The 26,487-nt window shown below is 72.7% G+C and carries 21 protein-coding genes; 11 read left to right on the forward strand and 10 right to left on the reverse strand.

The window, feature by feature from the left end:
• The first annotated feature begins 50 nt into the window (after positions 1 to 50).
• The 5 genes from BLT36_RS08630 to BLT36_RS08650 all read left to right on the forward strand — a co-directional run bounded on the left by BLT36_RS08630 (position 51) and on the right by BLT36_RS08650 (position 8,605).
• The gene (locus BLT36_RS08630; protein WP_175529547.1) at positions 51 to 974 is read left to right on the forward strand and encodes an aldose 1-epimerase family protein; all 924 of its coding nucleotides are present in this window, start codon (positions 51 to 53) and stop codon (positions 972 to 974) included.
• Complete coding sequence (locus BLT36_RS08635; RefSeq protein ID WP_175529548.1) at positions 953 to 2,467, forward strand: anthranilate synthase component I family protein; 1,515 nt, start codon at positions 953 to 955, stop codon at positions 2,465 to 2,467. The genes BLT36_RS08630 and BLT36_RS08635 overlap by 22 nt, the downstream gene beginning before the upstream one ends.
• Before the next feature lie 255 nt (positions 2,468 to 2,722).
• A complete protein-coding gene (locus BLT36_RS08640; protein ID WP_092093974.1) occupies positions 2,723 to 3,442 on the forward strand; it encodes a hypothetical protein in 720 nt (239 codons plus the stop codon).
• Positions 3,443 to 3,528: 86 nt separating this feature from the next.
• Entirely contained in the window at positions 3,529 to 5,157 is a 1,629-nt protein-coding gene (locus BLT36_RS08645; RefSeq protein WP_092093976.1) for a DNA polymerase Y family protein, read from the forward strand.
• A gap of 25 nt (positions 5,158 to 5,182) precedes the next feature.
• Positions 5,183 to 8,605 carry an error-prone DNA polymerase gene (locus BLT36_RS08650; RefSeq protein ID WP_092093977.1) on the forward strand — a complete coding sequence of 1,141 codons (3,423 nt, stop codon included), beginning with the start codon at positions 5,183 to 5,185 and terminating at the stop codon, positions 8,603 to 8,605.
• A 75-nt stretch (positions 8,606 to 8,680) separates the two neighbouring features.
• Here the strand turns inward: BLT36_RS08650 and BLT36_RS08655 are convergent, their stop codons facing one another.
• Positions 8,681 to 10,198, reverse strand: a complete 1,518-nt coding sequence (locus BLT36_RS08655; protein ID WP_092093979.1) for a sensor histidine kinase — start codon at positions 10,196 to 10,198, stop codon at positions 8,681 to 8,683.
• The gene (locus BLT36_RS08660; protein WP_092093981.1) at positions 10,195 to 10,872 is read right to left on the reverse strand and encodes a response regulator transcription factor; all 678 of its coding nucleotides are present in this window, start codon (positions 10,870 to 10,872) and stop codon (positions 10,195 to 10,197) included. Before BLT36_RS08660 ends, BLT36_RS08655 begins: the two co-directional genes overlap by 4 nt.
• Before the next feature lie 197 nt (positions 10,873 to 11,069).
• Between BLT36_RS08660 and BLT36_RS08665 the strand changes: the two genes are divergently transcribed.
• Positions 11,070 to 11,378, forward strand: coding sequence for a hypothetical protein (locus BLT36_RS08665; protein ID WP_092093983.1), 309 nt, complete (start codon positions 11,070 to 11,072; stop codon positions 11,376 to 11,378).
• 378 nt (positions 11,379 to 11,756) lie between these two features.
• Here BLT36_RS08665 and BLT36_RS08670 read toward each other — a convergent pair whose 3' ends face one another.
• The gene (locus tag BLT36_RS08670; RefSeq protein WP_092094520.1) at positions 11,757 to 12,866 is read right to left on the reverse strand and encodes an FUSC family protein; all 1,110 of its coding nucleotides are present in this window, start codon (positions 12,864 to 12,866) and stop codon (positions 11,757 to 11,759) included.
• Positions 12,867 to 12,946: 80 nt separating this feature from the next.
• Here BLT36_RS08670 and BLT36_RS08675 point away from each other — a divergent pair, with 80 nt between their 5' ends.
• Positions 12,947 to 14,191 carry an aminoglycoside phosphotransferase family protein gene (locus BLT36_RS08675; RefSeq protein ID WP_092093985.1) on the forward strand — a complete coding sequence of 415 codons (1,245 nt, stop codon included), beginning with the start codon at positions 12,947 to 12,949 and terminating at the stop codon, positions 14,189 to 14,191.
• 460 nt (positions 14,192 to 14,651) lie between these two features.
• Entirely contained in the window at positions 14,652 to 16,787 is a 2,136-nt protein-coding gene (locus BLT36_RS08680; RefSeq protein WP_092093987.1) for a DEAD/DEAH box helicase, read from the forward strand.
• Between the two features lie 93 nt (positions 16,788 to 16,880).
• On the opposite strand, the gene BLT36_RS08685 is transcribed toward BLT36_RS08680, so the two are convergent.
• Complete coding sequence (locus tag BLT36_RS08685) at positions 16,881 to 17,153, reverse strand: mycoredoxin (RefSeq protein ID WP_092093989.1); 273 nt, start codon at positions 17,151 to 17,153, stop codon at positions 16,881 to 16,883.
• Between the two features lie 59 nt (positions 17,154 to 17,212).
• Here BLT36_RS08685 and BLT36_RS08690 point away from each other — a divergent pair, with 59 nt between their 5' ends.
• The gene (locus BLT36_RS08690) at positions 17,213 to 18,742 is read left to right on the forward strand and encodes a CYTH domain-containing protein (protein WP_092093991.1); all 1,530 of its coding nucleotides are present in this window, start codon (positions 17,213 to 17,215) and stop codon (positions 18,740 to 18,742) included.
• Between the two features lie 59 nt (positions 18,743 to 18,801).
• On the opposite strand, the gene BLT36_RS08695 is transcribed toward BLT36_RS08690, so the two are convergent.
• Genes BLT36_RS08695 through BLT36_RS08705 form a run of 3 tightly spaced genes read right to left on the reverse strand, consistent with a single transcriptional unit; the run spans position 18,802 to position 22,705 of the window.
• Positions 18,802 to 19,332 carry an isochorismatase family protein gene (locus tag BLT36_RS08695; RefSeq protein WP_092093993.1) on the reverse strand — a complete coding sequence of 177 codons (531 nt, stop codon included), beginning with the start codon at positions 19,330 to 19,332 and terminating at the stop codon, positions 18,802 to 18,804.
• Entirely contained in the window at positions 19,329 to 21,500 is a 2,172-nt protein-coding gene (locus tag BLT36_RS08700) for a S9 family peptidase (protein WP_092094522.1), read from the reverse strand. Before BLT36_RS08700 ends, BLT36_RS08695 begins: the two co-directional genes overlap by 4 nt.
• Positions 21,497 to 22,705, reverse strand: coding sequence for a Fic family protein (locus BLT36_RS08705; RefSeq protein WP_175529549.1), 1,209 nt, complete (start codon positions 22,703 to 22,705; stop codon positions 21,497 to 21,499). The genes BLT36_RS08700 and BLT36_RS08705 overlap by 4 nt, the downstream gene beginning before the upstream one ends.
• 124 nt (positions 22,706 to 22,829) lie before the next feature.
• On the opposite strand from BLT36_RS08705, the gene BLT36_RS08710 reads away from it, so the two are divergent.
• The gene (locus BLT36_RS08710; protein WP_092093996.1) at positions 22,830 to 24,029 is read left to right on the forward strand and encodes an amidohydrolase; all 1,200 of its coding nucleotides are present in this window, start codon (positions 22,830 to 22,832) and stop codon (positions 24,027 to 24,029) included.
• 112 nt (positions 24,030 to 24,141) lie between these two features.
• On the opposite strand, the gene BLT36_RS08715 is transcribed toward BLT36_RS08710, so the two are convergent.
• Together BLT36_RS08715 and BLT36_RS08720 are read right to left on the reverse strand one after the other, a co-directional pair.
• Positions 24,142 to 25,032 (reverse strand): aminodeoxychorismate lyase, encoded by an 891-nt coding sequence (locus BLT36_RS08715; RefSeq protein ID WP_092093997.1) that lies wholly within the window; start codon positions 25,030 to 25,032, stop codon positions 24,142 to 24,144.
• Between the two features lie 18 nt (positions 25,033 to 25,050).
• Positions 25,051 to 25,401 (reverse strand): tryptophan synthase subunit alpha, encoded by a 351-nt coding sequence (locus BLT36_RS08720; RefSeq protein ID WP_092093999.1) that lies wholly within the window; start codon positions 25,399 to 25,401, stop codon positions 25,051 to 25,053.
• A gap of 64 nt (positions 25,402 to 25,465) precedes the next feature.
• Here BLT36_RS08720 and BLT36_RS08725 point away from each other — a divergent pair, with 64 nt between their 5' ends.
• Positions 25,466 to 26,005 (forward strand): 8-oxo-dGTP diphosphatase, encoded by a 540-nt coding sequence (locus BLT36_RS08725; RefSeq protein WP_092094000.1) that lies wholly within the window; start codon positions 25,466 to 25,468, stop codon positions 26,003 to 26,005.
• A gap of 39 nt (positions 26,006 to 26,044) precedes the next feature.
• Here BLT36_RS08725 and BLT36_RS08730 read toward each other — a convergent pair whose 3' ends face one another.
• A complete protein-coding gene (locus BLT36_RS08730) occupies positions 26,045 to 26,329 on the reverse strand; it encodes a hypothetical protein (RefSeq protein ID WP_092094002.1) in 285 nt (94 codons plus the stop codon).
• Positions 26,330 to 26,487: the final 158 nt, after the last annotated feature.

A 26,487-nucleotide genomic window follows, 5' to 3' on the forward strand; every position in this document is an offset into this window, starting at 1 on the left:
CTCGTGGGAACGGCGCGCAACGAGACGCGCGGCCCCGATACGCTGAGCGCATGAGCAGCGACGCACCCCTGTCCGGTTCCGCCCTGACGATCACCTCGGGCGGGTACACCGCCGAGCTGGCCTCGGTCGGGGCGACGCTGCGGACCCTCCGGTACGAGGGGCGCGACCTCGTGGTGCCGTTCGACGCCGACGAGGTCCGGCCGGCGTTCCGCGGAGCCGTGCTCGCCCCGTGGCCGAACCGGGTCGTCGACGGGAAGTACGCCTTCGGCGGCGAGGAGCACGAGCTCGCGCTGACCGAACCATCGCGGCAGCACGCCCTGCACGGCCTGGTCGCGTGGACGGACTTCCGGATCGCCCTCCACCAGCCCGACCGCGCCGTCCTCACCACGACGGTGCCCGCACAGTCGGGGTACCCGTTCCGCGTCGAGGTCTCGGTGGAGTACCGGGTCGACGCCGAGGGGCTGCACACGACCATCACGGGGACGAACACCGGCGACGACGCCGCACCGTGGGGGACCGGTCCGCACCCGTACCTCGTCGGGGGTGCTGGCCGCGTCGACGACTGGACGCTGACCCTCCCCGCGGCCGAGGTGCTCGAGGTCACCGAGGACCGCCTCGTCCCGACCGGGCTCGCTCCGGTCCACGACGAGTTCGACATGCGCTCGGCGACGCACATCGGGGACCGGTTCATCGACCACGCCTACACGGGGTTCGACCGGGATGCCGACGGCATCGCCACGATCGTCCTCACCGCCGCGGACGACCACGGCGTGCGGGTCTCGTTCGGGCCGGAGTGCCCCTGGGTGCAGGTGCACACGGCAGACCACGTCATCCCGGAGTACCACCGGGCCGGCCTCGCCGTCGAGCCGATGACGTGCGCTCCGGACGCCTTCAACGCCGGCGCCGACGCCGGGCTCGTGGTGCTCGAGCCGGGTGCGTCGCACGCAGCCTCGTGGACGATCGCGGCCGTCTGAGCGTCGACCCCGCACCCGTCCGGATCGCGGTCCGGCGGCTGACCGTCACGCCCGACCTCGGGGCCCTCGCGGCTGCCGGCACGGCCGACGTGGTGTGGCTGGACTCCTCCCTGCCCGAGGGGGCGCCCGCCTCGGCACGCGCCCGCGCCCGCTGGTCGGTCCTCGCCTGGACGGACGGGCCGTTCTCGGCACGGTTCCGGCACGAGGCCCGGCGGGCGTCGGTCGCGGCGTCCCCGGCGTCCGCGGGCTGGTTCGGGCCGCCCCGGCACGACGACCGTCCGGCGTTCGCCGTCCTCGCCGAGCTGCTCGCGCACACCCCGCAGCTGGCCGAGCCGGTCGCGGGATGCGGCTTCGCCCTCGGCTGGGTCGGGTTCCTCGGCTACGAGCTCGGTCGTGAGTCGGGCGGCGCGGACCGGACGGCGGACGGGCACGCCGACGCCGACCTGCGGTTCACCGACCGCGCGGTGGTCGTCGAGGAGGGCGGCGCCGCCTGGGCGTTCGCCCTGGTCGCCGACGCGGAACCGGCGGCCAGCGCCGCGAACCGGGCATGGCTCGAGACGGTGACCGACGGGGCGACGCCGGACGACGTCGCGGACTCGCCGACGGGCCTCCAGGCCGGTCTGGAGGCGTCCGGCCGCGTCGCGCGCGCGGCCTACGAGACGGCGGTCGACGCCTGTCGGGCGGAGATCCGCGAGGGCAACGCGTTCCAGGTCTGCCTCACCACCGCCTTCGCGGTCGGCCTGGAGGCGCGGGTCGGATCCGGCACGGATCCGCACCTCGCCGAGTACCGGCGACTGCGCGCGGTGGACCCCGTCCCGTTCGGGGCCTACCTGCGGCTCGGCCCCCTGCGCGTCGCGAGTCGGTCACCGGAGCGGTTCCTGCGGATCGAGGCCTCCGGGGCGGTGTCCGCGGAGCCGATCAAGGGCACGAGGCGGCGGCTCGCCGACGCCGGTGCGGACCGTGCGGTGCGGGACGAACTCGCCGCGAGCGTCAAGGACCGTGCGGAGAACGTGATGATCGTCGACCTGCTGCGGAACGACCTGCTGCGGACGGCACTGCCGGGGTCCGTGCACGTCGACCGGCTCTGCGACGTCGAGACGTACGCGAGCGTGCACCAGATGGTGTCCACGATCGGTGCCGTGCTGCCGGCGGGGACCTCGCGGGCGGACGTGGTGCGGGCGGCGTTCCCGCCCGGGTCGATGACCGGGGCGCCGAAGATCCGGGCGATGGCGATCGCGGACCGGCTCGAAGGGGCGCCGCGCGGGGTGTACTCGGGGGTGATCGGGTACTTCTCGGCGAGCGGTGCGGTCGATCTGTCGGTGGCCATCCGCACACTGGTGACGGTCCTCGACGACGAGGGGACGGTCCGGTCGCGGACGTTCGGTGCCGGCGGTGCGGTGACGTGGTCGTCGGTGCCTGCGGACGAGGCGGACGAGGTGGAGACGAAGACACGGTCGGTGCTCGCCGGGGTGGGTGCGGTCGCGCGCTGGTAGGGGTGCGTGCGGTCGCGCGCTGGTGGGCGTGCGTGCGCACGTGTGCGTGCGTGCGCGCGTGTGCGCGCGTGTTCGGGGCTTCCTCGGCGTGTCGAACACGTGTTCGAGCTGTTTGTCCACAGGATGTCGGTCCTCGTTGACATCATCGAACACATGTTCGAATATGAGGGCATGCAAACGGCGACGGCACTCCGTTCGCCCGGGGCTCCTGACGAGTCACCCGGGCGGTCCGGACCTGCCCGGCCGATGCGGCGGATGGACCACCTGGGCGATGCCCGGGCCGCGCTCGAGCGCATCACCTCGCTGCGGTCGAAGGTCGCCGAGATGGAGTCGACGCGGGTCGACACCGAAGGGCTCCCCACCGCCGAAGCCCTCGCGCCGCTGCTGCCCGGTGGTGCGATCCGGGTGGGTGGCTCCTACGCGGTGCACGAGTCCGTGCTCCTCGCGATGACCATGCTGCAGGCCGCCTCGGCAGCGGGGGCCTGGTGCGCCGTCGTGGGCGTGCCGTCCTTCGGGGTCGAGGCAGCGGCCGCCGCCGGCATCGACCTCGAACGGCTCGTGCTCGTCCCCGATCCGGGCGACCAGTGGCTCACCGTGACCGCTGCGCTGGTCGACGTCGCACAGATCGTGCTCACCCGTCCGCTCGGCCGGGTGGTGCCCGGTGACGTCTCGCGGCTGTCGGCGCGGATGCGGCAGCGGGGTGGGGCGCTCGTCGCGCTCGGGTCCTGGCCGGGTGCCGACGTCTCGCTGCGGGTGACGCACTCCGAGTGGAGCGGCATCGGCGACGGGTACGGGTTCCTGACGGAGCGGCGGGCCACGGTGTCGGCGACCGGCCGGGCCGGGGCGGTGCGTCCGGTGAGCACGGAGCTGCTGCTGCCCGCTGCCGACGGGACGGTGCGCTCCGCCGTGCCGGCCGGGGTCGCCGCGGGCGGCGGGTCCGCGTCCGTGCTGCGGCCGGTGGCGGTGGCGTCGTGAATCCGCGCGGTCGTGGTCGCACCCGGACGTCCGGTCCCCGGGTCGCCGGTGCGCTCGCCGGTACCCGGGGGAGCGCCGGGGCGGGGGTGCCCGACGCCCGGGCGATCCGGGCGGATGCCCTCGCCCGCGGTGGCGCCCTGCCCGAGCCGCCACCAACCCGGACGATCGTGCTGTGGTGCCCGGACTGGCCGGTGATCGCCGCCGCACGGGCCGCCGGGACGCCGCCGGAGCACCCGTTCGCCCTGGTGGCGAAGGGGCAGGTGTACGCCAGCTCCGCCAGTGCGCGGCAGCAGGGGGTGGTCCGCGGGCTCCGCGTGCGTGAGGCGCAGGCACGCTGCCCCGACCTCGTCGTGCAGCCCTACGACGACGCCCTCGACCACCGCGCGTTCGAACCCGTCATCCGCGCGGTCGAGGCCGCCGTCCCCGGTGTCGAGGTCCTCCGGCCGGGCACCATCGCACTGCGCTCCCGCGGCCCCGCCCGCTACTACGGCGGAGAGCGGGCGGCTGCGGCGACCCTCGCGGGCATCGCGGCCGACCACGGTGCTCCCGGTGTCCGAGCCGGGGTCGCCGACACCCCGTTCGCCGCCGAGCAGGCCGCCCGCGCACGTCCCGCACGTCCGGGGGAGCGGGTCCGGATCATCCCCGTGGACGGCTCGGCGTCGTTCCTGTCGGCGCTGCCGCTCGGGGTGCTCGGCGATGCCGACCTGGCGATGCTGCTCGGACGACTCGGCATCGCGACCCTCGGCGAGTTCGCCGCGCTCAGCGACGAGCAGGTGCGTGACCGGTTCGGCCCGGCGGGGGCGTTCCTGCACCGGCTCGCCGGTGGCCGTGACCCGCGCGAGGTCGCGGCGCGGTCGGTGCCGCCCGAGCTCCGGGTCGAGGCCGCGTTCGAGCCCCCACTCGACCGGGCCGACCAGATCGCGTTCGCGTTCCGGCGCTCCGCCGACGACTTCGCCGCCCGGCTCCGGACCGCAGGACTCGTCGCCACCACGATCCGGGTCGGCATCGTCGACGAGCGGGACATCCTGCTCGAGCGCACGTGGGTGCACCCCCGCTGGTTCGACGCCGCCGACGTGGTCGACCGGGTGCGCTGGCAGCTCGCCGGCGGGGTGGACCCGACCGGGCTCGAAGCACCCGTCGTCTCGGTGGTGCTCGAGCCCGTCGCGGTCGACGACATGGCGAACCACGAGCGCGGGCTCTGGGGGACCGGACCCGACGAGCGGGTGCACCACGGTCTGGCCCGCGTGCAGGGCCTCGTCGGACACGACGGGGTGGTCACGCCGCGGGTCGGTGGCGGGCGCACCCTGTCGGAGCGCATCGTGCTCGTGCCCTGGGGAGACGCTCCGGTCGGCGGCGAGCGGGCACTGGCGACCGTCCGCGACCGTCCGTGGCCCGGCAAACTGCCCGGGCCGCCCCCGGCGACCGTGCTCGAACGTCCGCGCCCGGTGGACGTCGTCGCTGCCGACGGCGGCACCGTCGACGTCGACGACCGCGGTTCCCTGACCGGGGTGCCCGACCGCTTCCGGGCCGAGGGGGAGCGCGGCGGCCGGTTCGACCCCGTGACCGCGTGGGCCGGTCCCTGGCCGCTCGTCGTGCGCTGGTGGGAAGCCGGTGGCCGACGCCTCCACCGACTGCAGCTCGTCGACGCCGAGGGACGTGCGTGGTACCTGGTGCTCGCCGACCACCGGTGGTGGGCCGAGGCGGTCGCGACGTGACCCGCCGGACAGAAGGGCACCGCTGATGGGCTACAGCAACCCGCCGATCCCGTGGTCGCAGTTCGAACGCGCACTGTCCGACAAGCGGAGTCCCGGCAGCACGCACGACGGCGACGGTGGGGACAGCCCCGCGTGGTCCCGCAAGCGCGAACCGTACGCGCCGACGACTCCGCCGGCGCCCGACACCGGCAACGTCCCCGTCGTGCCGTACGCCGAGCTGCACGCGCACTCGACCTTCAGCTTCCTCGACGGTGCGAGCGGCCCGGAGCACCTCTTCGAAGAGGCGGCTCGGCTGCACCTGCACGGCCTCGCACTCACCGACCACGACGGCTTCTACGGAGCGGCCCGGATGGCCGAGGTCGCCGAGGCGTACCCGACCGTCACGACCGTGTACGGCACCGAACTGTCCCTCGGGCTGACCGAGCCGCAGAACGGTGTCCCCGACCCCGAGGGCACGCACCTGCTGCTGCTGGCCGACGGGCAAGAGGGCTACCACCGGCTCGCCGGTGCCGTCACCCGTGCGCACCTCGCCGCCGGCGCTGAGAAGGGTCGGCCGCGGTACGACCTCGACGACCTCGCCACCCGCTCGGACGGGCACTGGCGGGTCCTGACCGGGTGCCGGAAGGGTGCCGTCCGGCAGGCCCTCGAACGCGGTGGCGAGAGCGCGGCCGACGAGGCACTCCGTGTCCTGCTCGACCGGTTCGGCACCGCCGGCGTCGTCGTCGAGCTCCTCGACCACGGCGACCCGATGGACTCCGCGCGGAACGACGCCCTCGCCGCCCTCGCCGCGAAGCACGCGCTGCCGACCGTGGCCACGGGGAACGTGCACTACGCGACCCCTGACCGGTTCCCCGTGGCGACGGCACTCGCGGCCGTCCGGGCGCGACGCAGCCTCGACGAGATCGACGGGTGGCTGCCGGCCGCGCCCACCGCACACCTCCGCTCGGGTGCCGAGATGGCCAGGCGGTTCGCGCGGTACCCGGGGGCGGTCGAGCAGAGCGTGACCCTCGCCGACGAGCTCGGCTTCCGGCTGAAGACCGTCAAGCCCGGGCTGCCGGACATCGACGTGCCGGACGGGCACACCACGATGTCCTGGCTGCGGGAGCTCACCTGGCGCGGTGCCCGCCGGTTCTACCCGGGCAGTGCCGACGGTGTGGACCCGCAGAAGCGGGAGCGCATCGAGCGTGAACTCTCCGTGATCGAGGACAAGGACTTCCCCGGGTACTTCCTCATCGTGCGGGACATGGTGCAGTACGCCCGCGACCGCGGGATCCTCTGTCAGGGCCGCGGGTCGGCGGCGAACTCGGCGGTGTGCTACCTGCTCGAGATCACCGCGGTGGACTCCATCCGGTACGGGCTGCCGTTCGAGCGGTTCCTGTCGGCGATGCGCGACGAGGAGCCCGACATCGACGTCGACTTCGACTCCGACCGCCGCGAAGAGGTCATCCAGTACGTCTACGAGAAGTACGGCCGGTTCAACGCCGCCCAGGTCGCGAACGTCATCACCTACCGGCCGAAGGGCGCCGTGCGGGACATGGCGAAGGCGCTCGGGCACAGCCCGGGGCAGCAGGACGCCTGGTCGAAGCAGGTCGAGCGCTGGGGGTCCGTCACCGAGAGCCAGGACCACGACATCCCCGACGCCGTGGTGGACATGGCGCAGCAGGTGCTCGGGTTCCCGCGGCACCTCGGCATCCACTCCGGCGGCATGGTGCTCACCGACCGGCCCGTCGGCGAGGTCGTGCCGATCGAGCACGCCCGGATGGACGGCCGGACGGTGCTGCAGTGGGACAAGGACGACTGCGCGTACATGGGGCTGGTGAAGTTCGACATGCTCGGGCTCGGCATGCTCGCGGCACTGCAGTACTCGTTCGACCTCGCCGACGAACACTGCGGGGAACGCTGGGACATGCACTCGATCCCGAAGGAGGAGCAGGGCGTCTACGACCAGCTGTGCCGGGCGGACACCATCGGCGTGTTCCAGGTGGAGTCCCGCGCCCAGATGGGCACGCTGCCCAGGTTGCTGCCGCGCCGGTTCTACGACCTCGTGATCGAGGTCGCACTGGTGCGTCCCGGGCCGATCCAGGGCGGCGCCGTGCACCCGTACATCCGACGCCGCACCGGCGAAGAGCCGATCACCTACATCCACCCGTCGCTCGAACCGGTGCTCGAACGGACCCTCGGGGTGCCGCTCTTCCAGGAACAGCTCATGCAGATGGCGATCGCCGTCGGGGGCTGCTCCGGCGACGACGCCGACCTGCTGCGGCGGGCGATGGGGTCGAAGCGGGGACACGAGAAGATCGACCGGCTCCGCGAGAAGCTCTACGCGGGCATGGCGGCGAACGACATCCACGGCGATGACGCCGACGCCATCTACGCCAAGATCCAGGCGTTCGCGAACTTCGGCTTCGCGGAGAGCCACTCGATCAGCTTCGCCCTCATCGTCTACGCCAGCGCCTGGATGCGGCTGCACTACCCGGGAGCATTCTTGGCGGCGCTGCTCCGGGCGCAACCGATGGGGTTCTACTCACCACAGACCCTCGTGGCCGACGCCCGGCGGCACGGGGTGCAGGTGCTCCGGCCGGACATCCTGCGGTCCGGCGTGGACGCGACGCTCGAGCCGCTGCCCGAGGGCGAGTCCGTGACACCGGGGCAGAACGCGTGCCTCGCCGAGGAACAGCCGCCGGTGCTGCCGTTCGACGCCTCCGTCCCCGAGGACACCGCCCGTCACCGGCGGGACGGCGCGTACGCGGTCCGGCTCGGGCTCGCCGAGGTCTCGTCGCTCGGACGCAAGAGCGCCGAGAAGATCGTCGCCGAACGTGACGCGCACGGGCCCTTCACCGACATGTCCGACCTGGCCCGCCGGGTCGGCCTGACCACGGCGCAGCTCGAGGCGCTCGCCGCCGCCGACGCGTTCGCCGCGCTCGGGGTCGACCGTCGCGGGGGCATGTGGTCCGCGGCCCAGGCTGCCGCCGAGCGTCCCGACCAGCTGCCGGACACCCAGGTGTTCGTGCAGCCGCCGCTGTTCGGGCAGATGACCAGCGGCGACGTCCTCATCGCGGACATGTGGTCGACGGGCATGACGACGGACGACCACCCCGTGCGGCACGTCCGCGACGGACTCGTCGCCCGCGGGGTGCTCAGCGTGCAGGACACCGCGACGGCCGAGACCGGGCGGCGGGTGGAGGTCGGCGGCATCGTGACGCACCGGCAGCGTCCGGCGACGGCGTCCGGCATCACGTTCATGAACGTCGAGGACGAGACCGGGCTGGTGAACGTGATCTGCAGCGTCGGGGTGTGGGGACGCTACCGGCGGGTCGCCCGTGAATCGCCGGCGGTGATCGTGCGGGGGATCCTCGAACGGTCGCCGGACGGGGTCGTCAACCTGGTGGCCGACCGGATCGAGCACCTGTCGCTGTCGGTCCGCACCCGGTCGCGGGACTTCCAGTGACGGCCCGAAGGTGCGCCCACGTCAGGCCCGCGCCCGCGCCTGCGCCCGAGCACGCGTCCGGCGCCCGCGCCTGCGCTACGGCGCCTCGACCTCGGGGATGCGCACGGTGACCTCGAGCCCACCGGAACGCACGTTGCGGAGCGCCGCGGTACCGCCGGCCCGTTCGGCGACGGCGCGCACGATCGCGAGCCCCAGGCCAGAGCCGCCGGGCAGTGCGATGCCACCGGTGGCGGGGTCCGGGGTCGGGCGGGACTTGCGCGCCTCGTCCGGTCGGGTGAACCGGTCGAACGCCACCGGGATGAAGGAGTCGGGGACACCCGGACCGTCGTCGGTGACCTGCAGGATGCCCTCGCCTGCAGCACTGCGCCACGAGACGAACACGCCCCCACCGCGGGGGAGTGCGGATACCGCGTTGCCGGCGATGTTCGTGACGAGCTGGGCCATGCCGCCGGTGTCGAGTCGGTACCGGGGCTCCACGGTGCCGGCCCCGATGCCCGGGCCGGAACCACCCACGGCGACCGGAGGCTCCAGGTCGAAGTCGACGGTGACGTCCTTCGCCGAGGCGATCATCCGCACACGGTCGACGGCGGCCATCACCTCGTCCCCCAGGTCCGACCACGCGGTGAGGGTCTGTTGCTTGCCGTCCTGGTCGCGTCGCTCGGACTCCTCGATGCGGGAGAGCGCGAGCAGGTCGTTCGCCAGGCGGGACAGCCGGGCGACGCTGAGCTTCGCCCGCTCGATGTGGGCGGCGAGGGCAGCGGCGTCATCGCCGTCGAGCGACGCGAGGTCGAGCTGGGTCGTCAGGATCGCCAGGGGCGTGCGGAGTTCGTGGCTCGCGTCGGAGACCATCTGCCGCTCGCGCTCGGTCGCCTGGCGGGTGCGGGCGAGGAAGGCGTTCAAGGTCGTTGCGAGGGACGCCAGTTCGTCCTGGGCGGGACCGACCGGCAGCTCGGCGCGCTCCGGGGCGACGGAGAGCCGTTCGGCCTCGCGGCGCATCCGGTTCACCGGGCGCAGGGCGGTGGTCGCCAGCACCCACGAGGCCACCCCGAACGCGACGAGGATCGCGAGTCCGGTGAGCGAGAGCGTCGAGGTGAGGTCGTCGACGACGATGGCCTCTGCCTGCGAGTTCCGTGCGGCGACGACGGTCCACCGGCCGGCCTGGTTCACCGGGTGCTCGACGACGACACGGTACTCCGACCCGGACACGCTGATGAGTGAGGTGCCCGCCTTCGTCGAGGTCAGGCTGCCGAGCGCGCGCTCGACCTTGGGCGGCATGGTCGACAAGGCGACGTCCCCGGACGGGGACACGACCGCGACGAGCTGGAGGTTGCCGGGAGCGGACAGCTTGGGCTCACTGTCGACCTCGAGCGTCGCGACGTACGGGTCCGCGTCGGCGTCGAGCAGGGTACGCGTGGCGCTCGCCACGACGCTGACCACCTGGAACCGCATGACGAGCACGAGCAGGACGATGACGACCGCGGCGATCGCGGTGGAGCCGATCGTGATCCGCGCGCGGAGCGAGAGCAGCCGCAACGGACGCAGCAGGCCGCGCCTCGGGGTGTCCCTTCCGGAGGTGGGCAGCGGCCCGGTCACGCCCCGAGGAGGTCGAGCCGGTAGCCGCGACCCCGGACGGTGGAGATCGCCACGGTGGCCTCGTGCGAGGTCAGCTTCTTCCGGAGGTACGAGATGTACTGCTCGACGACGTTCGGGTCGACGTGCTGCGAGCCGTCCCAGACCTCCTCGAGGATCTTCGGACGGTCGACCACGGTGCCGACGGAGCGTGCGAGCAGCCGGAGCAGCGCGAACTCGGTGGGGCTCATCGCGACGCGCTGGCCCTTGATCGCCACGCGGCGGGCCTCGGAGTCGATGGCGACGTCGCCGACTTCGATGGTGCGCGGCGCACCGGCGGACTCGCGACGGCCGAGCGCACGGAGGCGGGCGGTCAGCTCGGCGAACGCGAACGGCTTCGTGAGGTAGTCGTCGGCACCGGCGTCGAGCCCGAACACCCGGTCGTCGACGGCGTCGCGCGCGGTCACGAGCAGGATGCGGACGGGGTCCTCACGCTCGCGGATCCGTCGGGCGAGCTCGAAGCCGGACATGCCGGGCATCATCACGTCCACGACGGCCAGGTCGAACGCCTGCTCGCCGAGCGCGATCAGCGCCTCGACACCGTTCTCGACCGCCGTGACGCGGTACCCCTCAGCGGCGAGACCACGCTCCATCAGGGCGCGCATCTCGTCATCGTCCTCGACCACCAACAGGCGCATAGCGACCTCCTCGGACCCATCGTGGCATCGAACGGGCCGACCAGGGGTGTTCCGCCACCGAACTCGCTGAATCTCGTCACAGTCACGGGGCAGAACGGTCTGTCCCTCGTTCGTGGGACGTGAGGACTTCTTGCTTCGTTGCTAGGCTCGCGCAGCGGACCAGGCGTACCCGACGTCGTGTCCGCACTGGGGGCACCATGAACGAATCGCCGGAACACCCGGCTCTCATCCGTCTGCGCGCTGAGCTGGACGCTGCCTGGAAGGGCATCGGCATCCTCGGGGACATGGCGGACGACAGTCGCGACCGCGTCGTCGCCGAGCTCCGGGCTGCCGTGCCCGACGTCGCGAGTCGTGCTGCACGTGCCGCCGGAGCTGACGCCGCCGTCGCCGAGATCAGCCGGTTCGCCGACGCCGAGGTCGTGACGAGCGACGCCGCCGTCCCGACCGCGACCATCTGGGACGACATCGTGCACTCCGCGGCCGAGGCGGCCTCCGCCGCGCGCTGACCCCGCCTCTCCCGGTCACGTCCCTCCCGCGTCTCGCCGCCGCGAGCGGGCGGAACCCCCGGGTGCCAGTCAGGTGCACCCTGGCACTCCGCCCGTTCGCGCAGCCGCGGATGCGTCCGTCCTGTCTGTCGGACTGGAGGCCCGTGGCGGCCTGGTCCCGCGCCTCCAGGCCGTCCCGTTCCGCGCCGCAGACGCGAGCGGGCGGAACCTCGGGGTGCCCGCCGGGCGCGCCCTGGTGATTGACCCGCTCGCGGGGTCGCGGACGCGAGCGGGCGGAACCTCTGGGTGCCCGCCGGCGCGCCCTGGTATTTGACCCGCTCGTGCAGCGCACACCAACGAGCACCACCCACGTGCCGCGCACCCTCGGCAGGGGACGGGTCAGTCGTCTTCGCCGAGGAGCTCCTCGCGGACGCGTCGGATGTCCTCGAGCAGCGCCCCGATGAGCACCCAGTGACGGGAGTTCGGCCGGATCACCTCGATCGGTGCCGTCAGGGCAGGCTCCGGCGATGCGACAGCACCCGCGGCATCCGACACGGACGCAGAAGCGAGACCAGCGGACGCCGAAACGGGACCAGCAAAGCCCGACCCCGACCCCGACGCCGACGCCACCCGAGCCCCGAGCGCCCGCACGTCCGCCCCGATCCGCGCGACCTCGGTGGCGATGCTCCCGACGACCGGGTCCGCTCGGAGGTCCGGAGCGGTGTTGTCCTGGATCGCCCGGGTCATCCCCGTGACCCGGGTGATGAGCACCCGCAGGTGCTCGGCGACGTCGATGTCGTCGTCGAGGATGGTGCGGTGCCGGCCGCCGCGCGGGTTCATGGTGAGGGACTCCCGGGCGGCGGTGAGCGACGCCTCGGCTCGCGCGTGCTGCTGCCGGAGCGCCCGCGCCTGCAGGAGCGCCTCGTGCCAGCGCCCCTCGTCCCACCCCTCGGTGAGGCCGATCGCCACCCGTTCGTAGGCGGCGGCGGTGTCCCGGGCGAGACGCGCGACGGCGAGGTGTGCGGGGCCGAGCAGCACCGGCGGCACGATGAGGGCGTTCACGATGAGTGCCACGATCGCTCCGAGGACGGTCTCGAGGATCCGGTCGGCGGAGTAGTTCGGGGTGACGACGCCCGCGGTGAGGACGAGCATCCCGCTGATGCCGACCTGGGTTGCCGAGGTCGGGGTGAGGCGGAGCGCCCAGGCGATGAGGATCGCGAGCACGATGACGAGCAGCACGACCCAGACCGAGTCGCCGAGCAGCAGGTGGAAGCCGGTGGCGAGCACGACGCCGAGGACGACCCCGGCGCTGCGCTCGAGTCCCTTCACGAAGGACTGGTTGATGCTCGGCTGCACGACCAGCAGCGCGGCGATGGCAGCGAAGGTCGGGAACGGCCCGTCGATGAGCACCCGGCAGAGGAGCACCGCGGCGACGACCGCCACCGCGGTCTTGACGACCTGCAGGAACGGCGTGCGACTGGAGCTGCGGAGACGCGCGACCGGGTTCACGACGACCACGGTAGCCACGAGCCGCACGCCGAGCCGTGCACGAACGCGACGAAACACTCCCGGTCGGGTTGACTGGTGTCGTGTGGCCCAACCATGAGCGCGTCATCCCGCAGGCCTTCGCCGGCTCCGGGACCTCCGTGGTGGCCGCACGCGCCCACTCGGTGGAACCGTCCGGCAACGGCTACCTCTACGGGTACGAGGTCGACACGGTCGACCGGAACGGCCAGCGTGCCACGGTCCTGACGTACGTCGACACCGGCGGCGCCCACGACCAGAACAGCGCGATCGTCACCGACCCGGCGACCGGCGACCCGGTGTCGGTGTGGGCGTACCCGAACGACCCCGGGCTGCCGGTGCTGCCGCAGGTGACGTACCGCGACGCCGTCGCCGAGCTCCTGACCACCCTCGGCATGCCCGTCACGAACCCGACGCTCACGGTCGCGGCGTACCGGCCGGGCAAACGTGCCGTGGTCCGCGTCGACGCGGTCGAGGGGACGGTCTTCCTGAAGGTCGTGCGGCCGCACCGGGTCGCGTCGATCGAGAAGTCGCACGAGCAGTTCGTCGCCGCCGGGCTGCCGGTGCCGCGGGTGCTGTCGAGCCGCGGCGACGGGCTGCTCGTCCTCGAGCGGATCCGGGGCGTCCCGGCGGGCAGTCGGATCCTCGACATCGCCGACGACCCTCGGTTCGTGGCGTCCCTCGCGGCGCTCACCGGTCGGATCGCGACGGTGCCGATGACGCAGCAGGCCCGCGCGGACGCGATGGACCACGCGGACTGGCACCGGCGGACCCTGGTCGCCGCGCTGCCGCAGGACGCCGAGGAGATCGACGCGCTGTACGACGCGATCGGCCGGCGGTCGATCGGTTGGGCGACGGCGACGAAGCAGGTCGTGCACGGCGACCTCCACCTCGAGCAGGTCTTCGTCGACGAGGACGAGCCGTGGCGGATCTCCGGCCTCCTCGACATCGACACCGCGGGCTGGGGCTTCCCGGTGCGGGACATCGGCGCCGTGGTCGCGCACCTCGTCGTCACCGGGTTGTGGCACCGCTCGCGCGGCGATGCGGAGCGCGGTGCTGCCGCCGAGCGTCTGGCCGACGCCGTCGCCCGCGACTGGGTCCTGCGGAACCCCGACCAGGCGGACCGCATCGGCCCGGCGATCGGGGCACAGCTCCTCGCGCACGCCGGCGGACAGGCCACCACCGGGTCCGCGAACGGCATCAACACGGCGGAGCAGCTCCTCGCGGCGACGCAGGCCGCCCTGGCGGACGCAGCCCCGATCCTCCCGTCCGACGGTCTGGTCCGTCCGCGGTCGGCTCCGCAGGTCTGAGACCGGCTCCGCACCGCGACGCGTGCGGTGCGGGTCGGGCGCGAACCGTGCCTCCAGGGCCGGCTGCCTGGAGGCGCGACGCGCGCGGGCGACGTCGTGTCGCGTCCGTCGGTGGTCGGGGAGTAAACTGAGCGCGCACGCACCGCGTTCCCGCGTGCCGCGTCGATTCCGGACGCAGCAGTCGGTCGCTTGACCGAGGTGGGAACCGGATCCGTGGTCGTCCCGAGGGGGCGTCACGTGCGTGTGACGGCGCCGGATCCCGGCGCGGACCGTCGCATCCGGTGCCCTGGTGGCCGCGATGGGAACGGTCCGCGGGACTCCACCGGACGTCCCGAGGTGGGGACCGGCGAAGCGGCGGGCCACGGTGGCCCGCGAGCACCGGAGGCGTGTCAGGCCCCGGTGGAGGACTTCCGCCCCGAGGGGCGATCGCCCGTGACGAACGGGCGGAACAGGAGGAGCGTTGGCTCGATCAGGCACCCGGCGAGCAGCTGGCGGGACGCGGACCGCGTCGCGTCGCACCCGGCCGCTCGACAACGACGGCGTCATCCCCGTCCTCGCCCGCGCCGTGCGCGAGGTCGAGGCGGCAGCGCAGCGTGGACCGCTCAAGGCGTCGAACCGTTCCAAGTTCCAGGCGGTCGCCCTGCTCATGCGCGAAGAGCGTGCGCGGGTCAAGGCCGACACCGAGCTCACCGACGCGCAGCGAGCGGAGCAGCTCAAGCGCCTCGACGGTGTCGCGACGATCCTCGCGAAGACCGCGGCGCGCGACACGAGCGTCATCCAGCTCCTCACCGAAGAGGCGTCGGTCAGCGAGACCACCCGCACGGTCAAGCGCGACATGATGATCGCCGGCGGCATGGAGCTGCAGCCGGAGGAACTCGTCATCGCGGCCGAGCCGTCCCCGGCCGTCGAGGGCCCGGTGCGCTCCGTCGTGCCGCAGGCGGTCGTGCAGCGCCAGCTCGCGAACCCGTTCCTGCCGCCGGACTTCGCGCTCGCCGACCAGCCCGTCGCGCACCCGCGTCGCCTGGCGAACTGGGAGCTGTTCGGTCCGCTGTTCAAGTCGTTCGAGTACGGCGCGGGCGGGGGAGCGGCGACGATGCCGCTGCCGGAGCCCACGACGCTGCACTCGCGCTCGGGCACCACGCTCATGAAGCACCAGGCGGAGCTCATCGCTGCCGCCGCCGAGGGGCACCGGACGTTCCTGCTCGCCGACGAGCCGGGCCTCGGCAAGACGGCGCAGTCGCTGCTCGCCGCGGACGCCGCCAACGCGTTCCCGCTCCTCGTCGTCGTGCCGAACGTCGTCAAGACGAACTGGGCACGCGAGGCCGAGCGCTGGGTGCCGAACAAGCGCGCCACCGTCATCCACGGTGACGGCGACGACCTCGACGGGTTCGCCGACATCATCATCGTGAACTACGAGATCCTCGACCGGCACGTCGGCTGGCTCGGCAACTTCGGGTTCAAGGGGATGGTCGTCGACGAGGCGCACTTCATCAAGAACAAGGACTCGCAGCGCTCGAAGTTCGTGCTGCAGCTCGCCGAGAAGATCCGGCAGCGCACGTCGGCGCCGCTCCTCATGGCCCTGACCGGCACGCCGCTGATCAACTCGGTCGAGGACTTCCGCACCATCTGGGAGTACCTCGGCTGGATCGACGACAAGAAGCCGCGCGCGAAGCTCATGAACGAGCTCGAGGAGATCGGCCTCACCCCGGCCGACCCGGGCTTCTTCGTCGAGGCGCGCAAGGCCGTCATCGACCAGGGCATCGTCCGACGCCGCAAGGTCGATGTCGCCGCGGACATCCCGGCCCGCCGGATCGCCGACATCCCCGTCGAACTCGACGACGAGGTCGGACGTTCCATCCGCGACGCCGAACGCGAACTCACCGCGAAGCTCGTCAAGCGCTACCACCAGGCGCTCGACGCCCGCACCGGCCAGGACCCGGTCATCGGCATCGACCACAAGCTCGTCCGGCAGGTCGCACGCTGGGAGCTCGAGGACCAGGACGCCTCGCCCACCGGCGAGAACGTGTTCTCGATGGTGCGGCGCATCGGTCGTGCCAAGGCCCAGCTCGCGGCGGACTACGCGGCGCAGCTCGCCTCGAACGTCGGCAAGGTCGTGTTCTTCGCGAAGCACCTCGACGTGATGGACCAGGCAGAAGAGGTCTTCGCCCGCCGAGGACTCCGCACCGCCACCGTCCGCGGCGACCAGACGCCCACGCAGCGCACCGCCGAGATCGACTCCTTCGTGAACGACCCCGACGTCGCCGTCATCGTCTGCTCGCTCACCGCGGCGGGCGTGGGCCTCAACCTGCAGGTGTCGTCGAACGTCGTGCTCGCCGAGCTGTCGTGGACGAGCGCCGAGCAGACCCAGGCGATCGACCGCGTGCACCGCATCGGGCAGGAAGAGCCCGTCACCGCGTGGCGCATCATCGCCGCGCAGACGATCGACACGAAGATCGCCGAGCTCATCGACTCGAAGGCGTCCCTCGCCGCCCGGGCCCTGGACGGCTCCGACGAGGAGGTCGTCGACTCCGGCGACATCCAGCTCGACGCGATGGCGGCGCTGCTCACCGAGGCGCTGGAGCGCGGCGGCCGGTAGTGCAGGGACCGGTTCGCAAAACACCGGTGTTCGTGGTTCGAACCCCCGCATGGGGAGGTTCGGCACACGAACACCGGTGTTTTGCGGCTGGGGTCAGATGCGGGACTGCACCTCGGCGAGCGACGGGTTCGTGGCGGTGCTGCCGTCCGGGAACACCAGCGTCGGCACGGTCTGGTTGCCGCCGTTGACCTCGGCGACGAGCTCTGCCGTGCCCGGAGTCTGCTCGATGTCGACCTCGGTGTACGGCACCCCGGCCTTCGTCATCTGGTTCTTCAGGCGCGCGCAGTAGCCGCACCAGGTAGTGGTGAACATCGTGACGGCGCCGGCCTCCGGCACGAACGCGTCACGGGTGATGGTCTCGCTCATGCGCTCAGGCTAACCCCGCGAGTTCGGCGAACACGGAGAGCCCTGGTAGACAGGACCGCGTGAGCGACACGCACCTCGAGATCGAGCGTACCTACGACCTGCCCGAGGGCGGCGACCTCCCCGACCTCGTCGGCGCCGGGGGCATCCTCCGCACCGAACACCAGGAGCCGTTCCAGCTCGACGCGACCTACTGGGACACCGAGCGCTACGACCTCGTGGCCTCGCGGGTGACCGTCCGGCGTCGGACCGGTGGGCCGGACGCCGGCTGGCACATCAAGCGGTCGGCATCGGACACCGTCCGGCACGAGCAGCACTTCCCGCTCACCGACGACGCCGACGCGGTGCCGGACGAGGTCCTCGCCGCACTGTTCACCGAGCGCCGGGGCCGTCGCCTCCGCCCGGTCGTGCGGATCACCACCACCCGCACCGTCACCCGCCTGCTCGACGAGGACGGCGACCAGATCGCCGAGCTCGCCGACGACGCGGTGTCGGCGCAGCGCCTCGACGACGACGCCCCGGAGACGCCGCGCACCTGGCGCGAGGTCGAGGTGGAAGCGATCGAGGGCGTCGACCCGCAGATCGCGCACGAGCTCTTCGCCGCCCTCGACGGGCGCTTCGCGGCCGTCGGTGCCGGCCCCGCCGCCGTCGCGTCCAAGCTGGCACGCGGGCTGGCAGGAGCACCGGCACCGCGCCTCCAGACCGAGGAGAAGCCGGCGAAGGGCACGACCGCACGCATCCTCGCCAAGCGCGTCCGCAAGCTGCGTGCCGCGCTGCTCGGCCAGGAGGCGCGGCTCCGGTCCGGTGACACGGCCGACCTCCGCCAGGCGGCCGAGACCACCCTCGAGATCGCCGCGATCCTCGGCGCCTACCGCCCGGCGTTCCCCGACGGCGACGCCGTCGACCGCGCCGCGGAGGCTGCAGACGGACTCGCCGCCGTCACCGCGCGCGCCGCGCTGGCCGAGTACCTGATCGACCGGCTGCCGCGCGCGTCCTCTCCCGCGCAGGACGAACTCGTCGACGCGATGACCCGCGAGCGCATCCTCGCCTCCACGCGCGAGCGGCGCGACCAGGCCGTGCGGGACGTCGTCACGTTCCTGCACGGCGAGCCCTTCCTCGAGCTGCTCGACGCCCTCGACGACGCCGCCGAGCGTCCGGTGCCGACGGCCTGGTCGCTCCGCTCGCCGAAGCAGGTCGCGCAGGACGTCGGCGCGGACGTGAAGCCACGCGTCCGCGAACTCGTCCGCGCCGCGGTCGCCGACGACACCTCGGACACCGCCGCCGAGCGCGAAGCCGCCGACCGCGCGACCACCGAATCCGCGTGGCAGGAGACGATGCGCGCCCGGATGACGATGGACGTGCTCGGAGACGACGCGTTCCCGCACGCGCTGTGGCAGCGGATCGGCACGGCGGCCGACGTGCTGACCGAGCGGGTGCGGTCCCTGCACGCGCTCGACATCCTGCGGGCGAACGCGGCCGTCGCGGAGCGCGGGGGCGAGGCCACCTTCGGGTACGGCGTGCTCGCGGGCGACCGGGTGCGGCTCGCCGAGGAGTCCTACGACGAGGCGGTGCACGCGCTCAACCGCGTGTGAGTGCGGACGGGCCCGGCGACGGGCCCGTCACACGGCGGCCTTCCGAGTGCCGTGCGGGGTCAGCGCAACGGCACGGTCGCCGCCGGGGCCACGTCGAACCGGCGCCCCGGGTAGCGGAGCCCGCTCCAGTACATGTTCGTGTGCGCGATGATGTCCGCCGCCCGGATGGTCGTCCCGTTCCACTCTGCGTCCGTCGTGGTGTGACCGTCCTCGACGAGGGTGACGTCGAACCCCTCGGACGCCGCACGCTGAGCCGTCGTCCGGACGCAGGAGTCGGTCTGGGTGCCCACGACCACCAGGCGCGACACCTCGAGCTCGCTGAGGACCACGTGCAGGTCGGTGTCGGCGAAGGAGTCGCGGTACTTCTTCCGCACGAGGGGTTCGTCGTCGTCACGGACGAGGGGAGCCGCGAGCTGCCAGTCGTCGGTGTCGACCGCGAAGTCCTGCTCGTCCTGCACCCACACCGCGGGTACGCCCTCGGCGCGCGCACGCCCGACGAGCGCGTCGACCCGGTCGACGACCCGCTGCCCGTCGAGGCAGGGCCGGACGACGCCCGCCTGGACGTCGATGACGAGCAGCGCCGACGTCATCCGGCGGCGATCGGCTTCGCGGGTGCGGCGGCCGCGTTGACCTCGGCGAGCCCCAGGACGTCGAGCAGCCACGCGAGCTCGAAGGCCCGCTCCTTCCAGGAGTCGTACCGCCCGCTCACCCCACCGTGGCCCGCGGCCATCTCGGTCTTGAGGAGCACCGGTGCCCCGACCTCGCGCAGCTTCGCGGTCCACTTCGCCGGTTCGACGTAGAGCACCCGGGTGTCGTTGATCGAGGTCACCGCGAGGATCTTCGGGTACTGCACGTCGCTGCGGACGTTCTCGTACGGCGAGTACTCGCTCATGTACCGGTAGACCTCGGGGTCGTGCAGCGGGTCGCCCCACTCGTCCCACTCGATGACGGTGAGCGGCAGGTCCGGGTCGAGGATGCTCGTCAGCGCATCGACGAAGGGCACTGCGGCGAGGATGCCGGCGAACCGTTCGGGCGCGAGGTTCGCGACCGCGCCCATGAGCAGGCCCCCGGCGCTGCCGCCCTCGGCGACGAGCCGGGCCGTGCTGGTGCGGCCCGAGTCGATCAGGTGCGATGCGACCGCCACGAAGTCGGTGAACGTGTTCTTCTTCGTGAGGGTCTTGCCGTTCTCGTACCAGTGGCGACCCATCTCACCGCCGCCGCGGACGTGCGCCACCGCGAACACGACGCCGCGGTCGAGCATCGAGAGCCGCATGACGCTGAAGCCCGGGTCGATCGAGTGCTCGTACGAGCCGTACCCGTAGAGGTGCAGCGGCGCCGGTGCGTCGGCGTCGACCGCGTCACGGCGCCAGACCAGCGAGATCGGGACGCGTGTGCCGTCCTCGGCGGTCGCCCAGTCCCGCTCCTGCACGTAGTCGTCCGGGTCGTAGCCGCCCAGCACCGGCTGCCGCTTGAGGACGGTGACCTCGCCGGTCGCCAGGTCGAGGTCGCTCACCTCGGACGGGGTCACGAACGAGGTGAACCCGATCCGGAGCGTCGGCTGGTCCCACTCGGGGTTGCCGCCGAGCCCGGCCGAGAACAGGGTCTCGTCGAACGGGACCTCGTGCGCGTCGCCGTAGCCGTCGCCCTCGATCGGGATGATGGCGATGCGGGGGAGTGCCTCGGACCGGTACTCGAGCGCGAGGTGCCCGGCGAAGGCGTCCACCGACTCGATGCGACGCTCGCTGTCGTGCGCGACGACCACGCGTCGGTCGCGTTCGGAGGTCGGGTCGTCGGCGGGGACGTCGACCAGCTCGAAGTTCTCGGCACCGTCGTTGTGCAGCACGAGGAACCGGTCGCTGCCGCCGACGATGGCGTGCTCGATCTCGTACTCGACGCCGTCACGCCGCGGCCACACGACCTGGAACTCCCCGGTCGGGTCGGCCGCGTCGAGGACGAGTGCCTCGGACGTGATCTTCGACCCGAGCTCGATCACGATGTACTGCGAGGACCGGGTGACCCCGACCCCGACCCAGTACCGGTCGTCCGGCTCATCGAAGACCACGACGTCCTCGGTGGCGGCGGTGCCCACCGTGTGCCGCCAGATCCGGTCCGGTCGCCACGACTCGTCGACCGTCGGGTAGAAGACGAAGCGGCCGGACGGGTCGAACGTGGCGCCGGCGCCCGTGTTCGGGATCTCGTCGCCGAGGTCCGTCCCGGTCGTGAGGTCGCGCACGTGCAGCGTGTACCGCTCGTCGCCCTCGACGTCGATGCCGTACACCAGCCGGGTGCCGTCGTCGCTGATGTCGTAGGTGCCGAGCGAGAAGAAGTCGTGGCCCTCGGCCAGGGCGTTGCCGTCGAGGACGACCTGCTCGTCCGGGAGCGTCGAAGCGCCCTCACCGACGGCGGGCGGAGTCCAGTCGTCGGGACCGGCGATCGGCGCGCGGCAGTGGACGCCGTACTGGCTGCCCTCGGCCGTGCGGGTGAAGTACCACCAGTCGCCCATCCGGACGGGCACGGAGAGGTCGGTCTCCTGCACGCGGTTCTTCACCTCGGAGAAGATCCGGTCGCGCAGCGCTCCGAGGTGCGCCGTCTGCGCATCGGTGTACGCGTTCTCGGCCTCGAGGTAGGCGAGCGTGTCCGGAGATTCCTTGTCGCGCAGCCACTCGTAGTCGTCCACGAAGTCGATGCCGTGGTGGGTCCGTGTCACGGGCCGCTTGTCGGCGGAGGGAGGGGTGGCCTGGGTGTGCTCGCTGCTCACCACCCCACCCTATTCGCCCGCTGCCGGACGGCGGCGTGGACGCGGTCGCCGAACGCGGCGAGTTCGGCGGCCGGGTCGACCGCGACCCAGGCACGCCGCCGCCGGCGTTCGGTGACGGGACGGAGGACCCCGGCGCGGCAGAGGTCGTCGGAGACGCGGTCCACCAGGCCCTGGTCGCCGCGCAGGAGCCGGTCGAGCCGGTCCTCGGTGAGCACGGGGTCGGCGGCGAGCGCGCGGCCCACGACGGCGTGCGGACCGTCGGCGCAGACACCGGTTGCCCGATGGTCGGCTGCTTCGTCGAGGAGCAGCGCCGTGAGGGTGGCCTCGTCGCAGACCGTCCCGATCGCGATCGCGACGTCGCGCACCCAGTCGTCGACCCGGCCGTCGCGGAACCGCTCGAGGTGCCAGAAGTACCGGTCGCGGTCGGCGACGAGCGCCGTGGCGATCGGCACCGTCACCGTGCGTGTCAGCCCGCGCCGTCGGAGCACCGCGGCGACGAGGGCCCGACCGATCCGGCCGTTGCCGTCGGTGAACGGGTGGATCGACTCGAACTGCGCGTGCGCGAGGGCCGCCTGTGCGATCGGGTGCAGGTCGTCGCGGTGCAGGAAGTCGAACAGGTCGTCCATCAGCGCGGGGACGAGCTCGGGCGGTGGCGGGACGTACCGCGCGAGCCGCGGGGTGTTCCCGCCGCCGATCCAGTTCTGGACGTCGCGGTAGCGCCCGGCGTACCGGCCGTCCACCGGGTCGTCGCACAGCAGGATCCGGTGGGCGTCGAGGAGCGCGCGCTCGGTGATCGTCCCGCCGTCGGACGACGACACCAGCCGGTCGACCGCACCGCCGGCCCGGACCATCAGCGTGGCGCTGGTGTTCGCGCGGACGCCCACGACGGCCCGTGCGACGTCGTCGAGGTCGGCCGACTCGTCCTCGATGCGGGAGGACGCCACCGCCTCGGTCCGGTCGAGCACGCCCGTGAGGGTCGTCAGACCCGCGCCGTGCTGGTCGTCGAGCTCGCGCAGGGCCGCAGCGGCACGGTCGAGGAGCGCCGCGGTGTCGTCGTCGGGAGCCCAGGTGACCGCGGCGATCGGCGCGGGGATCGACACCCGGACGGTGGTGGTCTGCCGGTCCGCGCGTGGGCCGCGGGTGCCGCTCCGCCACGGCATCGTCGACGTCGTGTGGGTCGGCCAGTGGTGCTCGGTGCGTGACATGGGTCCTCCGGATCGGTCGGGGAGCGCGGTCATCCGACGCTAGAGGGAGCCGGGTGCGGGACGCCATCTTCCGGTATTCCGTATGCATGGTGGGGATGTCGCCGCCGGTCGATACCGTGGGGCCATGAGCAACTCATTCGTCGTCACGAACGCGCACGTGGTCCCGGTCTCCGCCCCCGAGTTCGACGGCGGTGCCGTCGTCGTCGAGGACGGCAGGATCACCGCGATCGGTCCGGACGTCACCCCGCCCGACGGCCTCCCGGTGGTCGACGCAGCCGGTGCCTGGCTCGTACCCGGCTTCGTCGAGTCGCACGGACACGTGGGCATCCACGAAGAGGCCAACGGCGAGGCCGGCAACGACACGAACGAGATGACCGGTCCGAACATGGCCGGCGTCCGGGCGATCGACGCGATCGACATCGACGACGAGGGATTCCGCGACGCCCTGTCCGGCGGCATCACGTCCATCGTCGTCAAGCCCGGCTCCGGCAACCCGATCGGCGGCCAGACCGTCGCCATCAAGACCTGGGGCGGCCGCACGGTCGACGAGCAGCTCATCTCCGACTCGGTGAGCATCAAGAGCGCCCTCGGCGAGAACCCGAAGCGCGTCTACGGCGGCAAGGGCCAGACGCCCTCCACCCGCCTCGGCGTCGCCAAGATCATCCGCGACGCCTTCGTCGAGGCGCAGAACTACCGTGCCGCACGGGACGCCGCCGCGGCGAAGGACGAGCCGTTCGCCCGCGACCTCACGAAGGAGACGCTCGTGCGGGTGCTCGACGGCGAGCTCGCCTGGGACCAGCACACCCACCGGCACGACGACATCGCCACCGCGATCCGGCTGTCGGAGGAGTTCGGCTACCGCCTGGTCGTCAACCACGGCACCGAGGCGCACAAGATCGCCGACGTCCTGGCCGAGAAGGACATCCCGGTCATCTACGGCCCGCTCTTCACGAGCCGTTCGAAGGTCGAGCTCCGTGACCGCGGCATCCCGAACCTCGCGAAGATCGCCGCCGCCGGGGTCCGCGTCGCGATCACGACGGACGCGCCGGTCGTCCCGATCAACATGCTCGTCGACCAGGCCACCGCCGCCGTGAAGGAGGGGCTGCCCCGCCAGACCGCGCTCGAGGCACTCACCACGAACCCGGCCGAGTTCCTCGGCTTCGGCGACCGTGTCGGACGCCTCGCCGAGGGCTACGACGCCGACCTCGTCCTCTGGGACGGTGACCCGCTCGACGCCACCAGCCGCGCGACGCGCGTCTGGATCGAGGGCGTCTCGGTCTTCGAGTGGGCCGACGGCGTGGGCGTCACCACCGAACGCTGGTAGCACGCACCGGGCCGGGAGGCACGGCTCGCGACGTGCGCGCACGTCGCGATCCGCGCCTCCAGGCCATCGCTGACGCGCCCCGCGAGCGACGCGGGCGCCGCGAGCCCCGCGCTCAGACCTCGCGCGCGAGCAGGAAGTCGTTGATCTGCGTCGTCAGCTCCGGGTCGATCGCCCGCGCGTTCCCGTTCACCGACCGGATCGGTGCGGCCTGCCGGACACTGGACACGAGCCACGCCGCATCCGCGGCGTGGAAGTCGTCGAGCGTGACGAGCTCGTACGCGGTCTCGATGCCCTCCTGCTCGGCGAAGCGGAACACGTCCGCCTGCGTCGTGCCGGCGAGGATGCCGATGTCGGTGCGCGGCGTGACGAGCCGGCCCCCCACGGCCAGGATGAGGTTCGCACGCGTGCCCTCGAGCACGTAGCCGTCGGTGGAGACGAACACGGCGTCGTCCGCACCGCGGCGCACCGCCTCACGCAGGGCCGCCATGTTCACCGCGTACGACAGCGTCTTCGCGCCCTGCAGCAGCCACGGCGAGGTCCGCTCGACGTCGTGCCGGTAGCCGCGGTCGAGCGTGACGACGGAGATCCCCTCGGTGCGGGCCTCGGTCGAGTCGCCGGACGGCGCCGCGTAGACCCAGCCGGTCGGGCGGCCGAGGCCCTCGACGCCGCGGGTGAGGACGGTCTTCGCGAAGGCCTCGCGGACGGGGTCGAGCCGGGCGCACACGGCTTCGATCGCCTGCCGCCACGCGTCGAGGTCGGGGGTGGGCAGGTCGAGCATCGCTGCTGACCGGGCGAACCGGGCGAGGTGCGCCTCGAGCGCCTGCGGACGACCGTCGATCACGGTGATGGTCTCGAAGACGCCGTCGCCGCGGATGACGCCGAGGTCCTGCACCTGGAGGTGCTCCTCGAGCGGCTTCGCCCACGTGAAGGCGTCCGCCTCGGGGTCGTGCGGCGCAGCGTCGCGCGAGGGCTGGTTCAGGACGGCGAGGACGGTTTCGGTCATGCACCCATCCAACCGCAGCTAACCCGCGTCGGGCAGTGCGCCCAGGAGCTTCCACACCGCGGGGGTCAGCTCGGGGTGCTGCAGCGCGATGCGGCGGAGGCGGTGGTACTCCTCACCCAGGCGCGTGCCCTGCCCGGACGCCGGGTGCATCGACCACTGTGCGCTCCGCTTGCCGATCGCCGCGTCGAGCTCGACGGCGTCCGCCCGGAGGATGAGCACGACCTGCTCGTCGACGGTGGGGAGCGTCGGCATGAACTCCCACGGGTCCTCGCCCTGGCGACTCCGGTGCTCGACGATCATCGAGATCTCCTCGGCGGCCTCGGCGCGCAGCACTTCGAGGCTGCGCCCGGTCCTGCGGGGCTCAGCCATGGTGCCCCCGCAGCACGCCTGCCATGCAAAAAGCCTACGCCAGAACTTCCGCCAGACTTGACGCGTGACCCCTCGCGACGAGAGCAAGTCCCAGCACCCGGCAGTGGTCGTCGTCTACCTCATCAGCGGCGACGGGAGCGTCGGCGACGGTCCGCACGTGCTGCTCGGCGAGAAGCGGCGCGGGCTCGGCACCGGCCGGCTGGTCGGGCCCGGCGGCAAGCGCGAGCCGGGGGAGTCCGCGGTCGAGACCGCGGTTCGCGAGGTGCGTGAAGAGGTCGGCCTGCGCATCGACGCGGCCGACCTGGAGGCGCGTGGCACGTTGGACTACCGGTTCCCGTACCGCCCGTCCTGGTCCCAGGTCTCGGACGTCTTCGTCTGCCGCCGCTGGCAGGGCAGCCCGTCGGGCAGCGACGAGCTGGAGCCGCGGTGGATCCCGGTCGATGCCGTCCCGTACGACGCGATGTGGGACGACGCGAAGTACTGGCTGCCGGGGGTGCTCGCCGGGGGTTCGGTGCGGGCGCGGTTCACGTTCGCCGAGGACGACGCCACCGTGTCCGGCTACACCGGCACCGGGGTGGAGGTCCCGTCCGCCGATCTCGACTGAGTCTCGCCGAGCACGACCGCGCGGGCGTGCTGCGCGACGTCAGCGGGTGTGCGTGCGGGTGCTGCCGGTGCGGGCCTCTTCGACGGCGGCGATGACCTCGGCGTCGCCGCTCCGGCCGCCGAGCGGACGCACGAAGAAGTCGATGATGCCGAAGACGATCGCACCGATCACCGCGAACATCGCCCAGCCGACGAACAACCCGGCGACGTTCCGGCCGTCCGCGGGGGCGAGCAGGACGCTCGCGGCGTAGAACCCGACCGCCAGCACGAGGAACACGACGACGACGGTGACGAGGACGCGGTGCCAGGCGATGCGGGGGTTCATCCCCCCAGGATACGCGCCGGCGGTCGCCTGCTCGGCCGGGCAGGTCGGACGTATGCGTGTGCATGGTGCGACGTCCCACGCGTCGATCGACTCGTGTTGTGTCGGAGCATGCGCCCGCAATCGGTGCGTGTGCATCGTGCGACATCCCACGTGTCGAT

Source organism: Curtobacterium sp. UNCCL20 (genome assembly GCF_900101675.1).
Taxonomy (GTDB): Bacteria; Actinomycetota; Actinomycetes; order Actinomycetales; family Microbacteriaceae; genus Curtobacterium.

Coding starts and splice junctions, on each gene's coding strand:
- BLT36_RS08630 (WP_175529547.1), top strand. CDS start 51: ATGAGCAGCGACGCACCCCTGTCCGGTTCCGCCCTGACGATCACCTCG.
- BLT36_RS08640 (WP_092093974.1), top strand. CDS start 2,723: ATGGACCACCTGGGCGATGCCCGGGCCGCGCTCGAGCGCATCACCTCG.
- BLT36_RS08650 (WP_092093977.1), top strand. CDS start 5,183: ATGGGCTACAGCAACCCGCCGATCCCGTGGTCGCAGTTCGAACGCGCA.
- BLT36_RS08660 (WP_092093981.1), bottom strand. CDS start 10,872: ATGCGCCTGTTGGTGGTCGAGGACGATGACGAGATGCGCGCCCTGATG.
- BLT36_RS08665 (WP_092093983.1), top strand. CDS start 11,070: ATGAACGAATCGCCGGAACACCCGGCTCTCATCCGTCTGCGCGCTGAG.
- BLT36_RS08685 (WP_092093989.1), bottom strand. CDS start 17,153: ATGAGCGAGACCATCACCCGTGACGCGTTCGTGCCGGAGGCCGGCGCC.
- BLT36_RS08695 (WP_092093993.1), bottom strand. CDS start 19,332: ATGACGTCGGCGCTGCTCGTCATCGACGTCCAGGCGGGCGTCGTCCGG.
- BLT36_RS08705 (WP_175529549.1), bottom strand. CDS start 22,705: ATGTCACGCACCGAGCACCACTGGCCGACCCACACGACGTCGACGATG.
- BLT36_RS08710 (WP_092093996.1), top strand. CDS start 22,830: ATGAGCAACTCATTCGTCGTCACGAACGCGCACGTGGTCCCGGTCTCC.
- BLT36_RS08715 (WP_092093997.1), bottom strand. CDS start 25,032: ATGACCGAAACCGTCCTCGCCGTCCTGAACCAGCCCTCGCGCGACGCT.
- BLT36_RS08720 (WP_092093999.1), bottom strand. CDS start 25,401: ATGGCTGAGCCCCGCAGGACCGGGCGCAGCCTCGAAGTGCTGCGCGCC.
- BLT36_RS08730 (WP_092094002.1), bottom strand. CDS start 26,329: ATGAACCCCCGCATCGCCTGGCACCGCGTCCTCGTCACCGTCGTCGTC.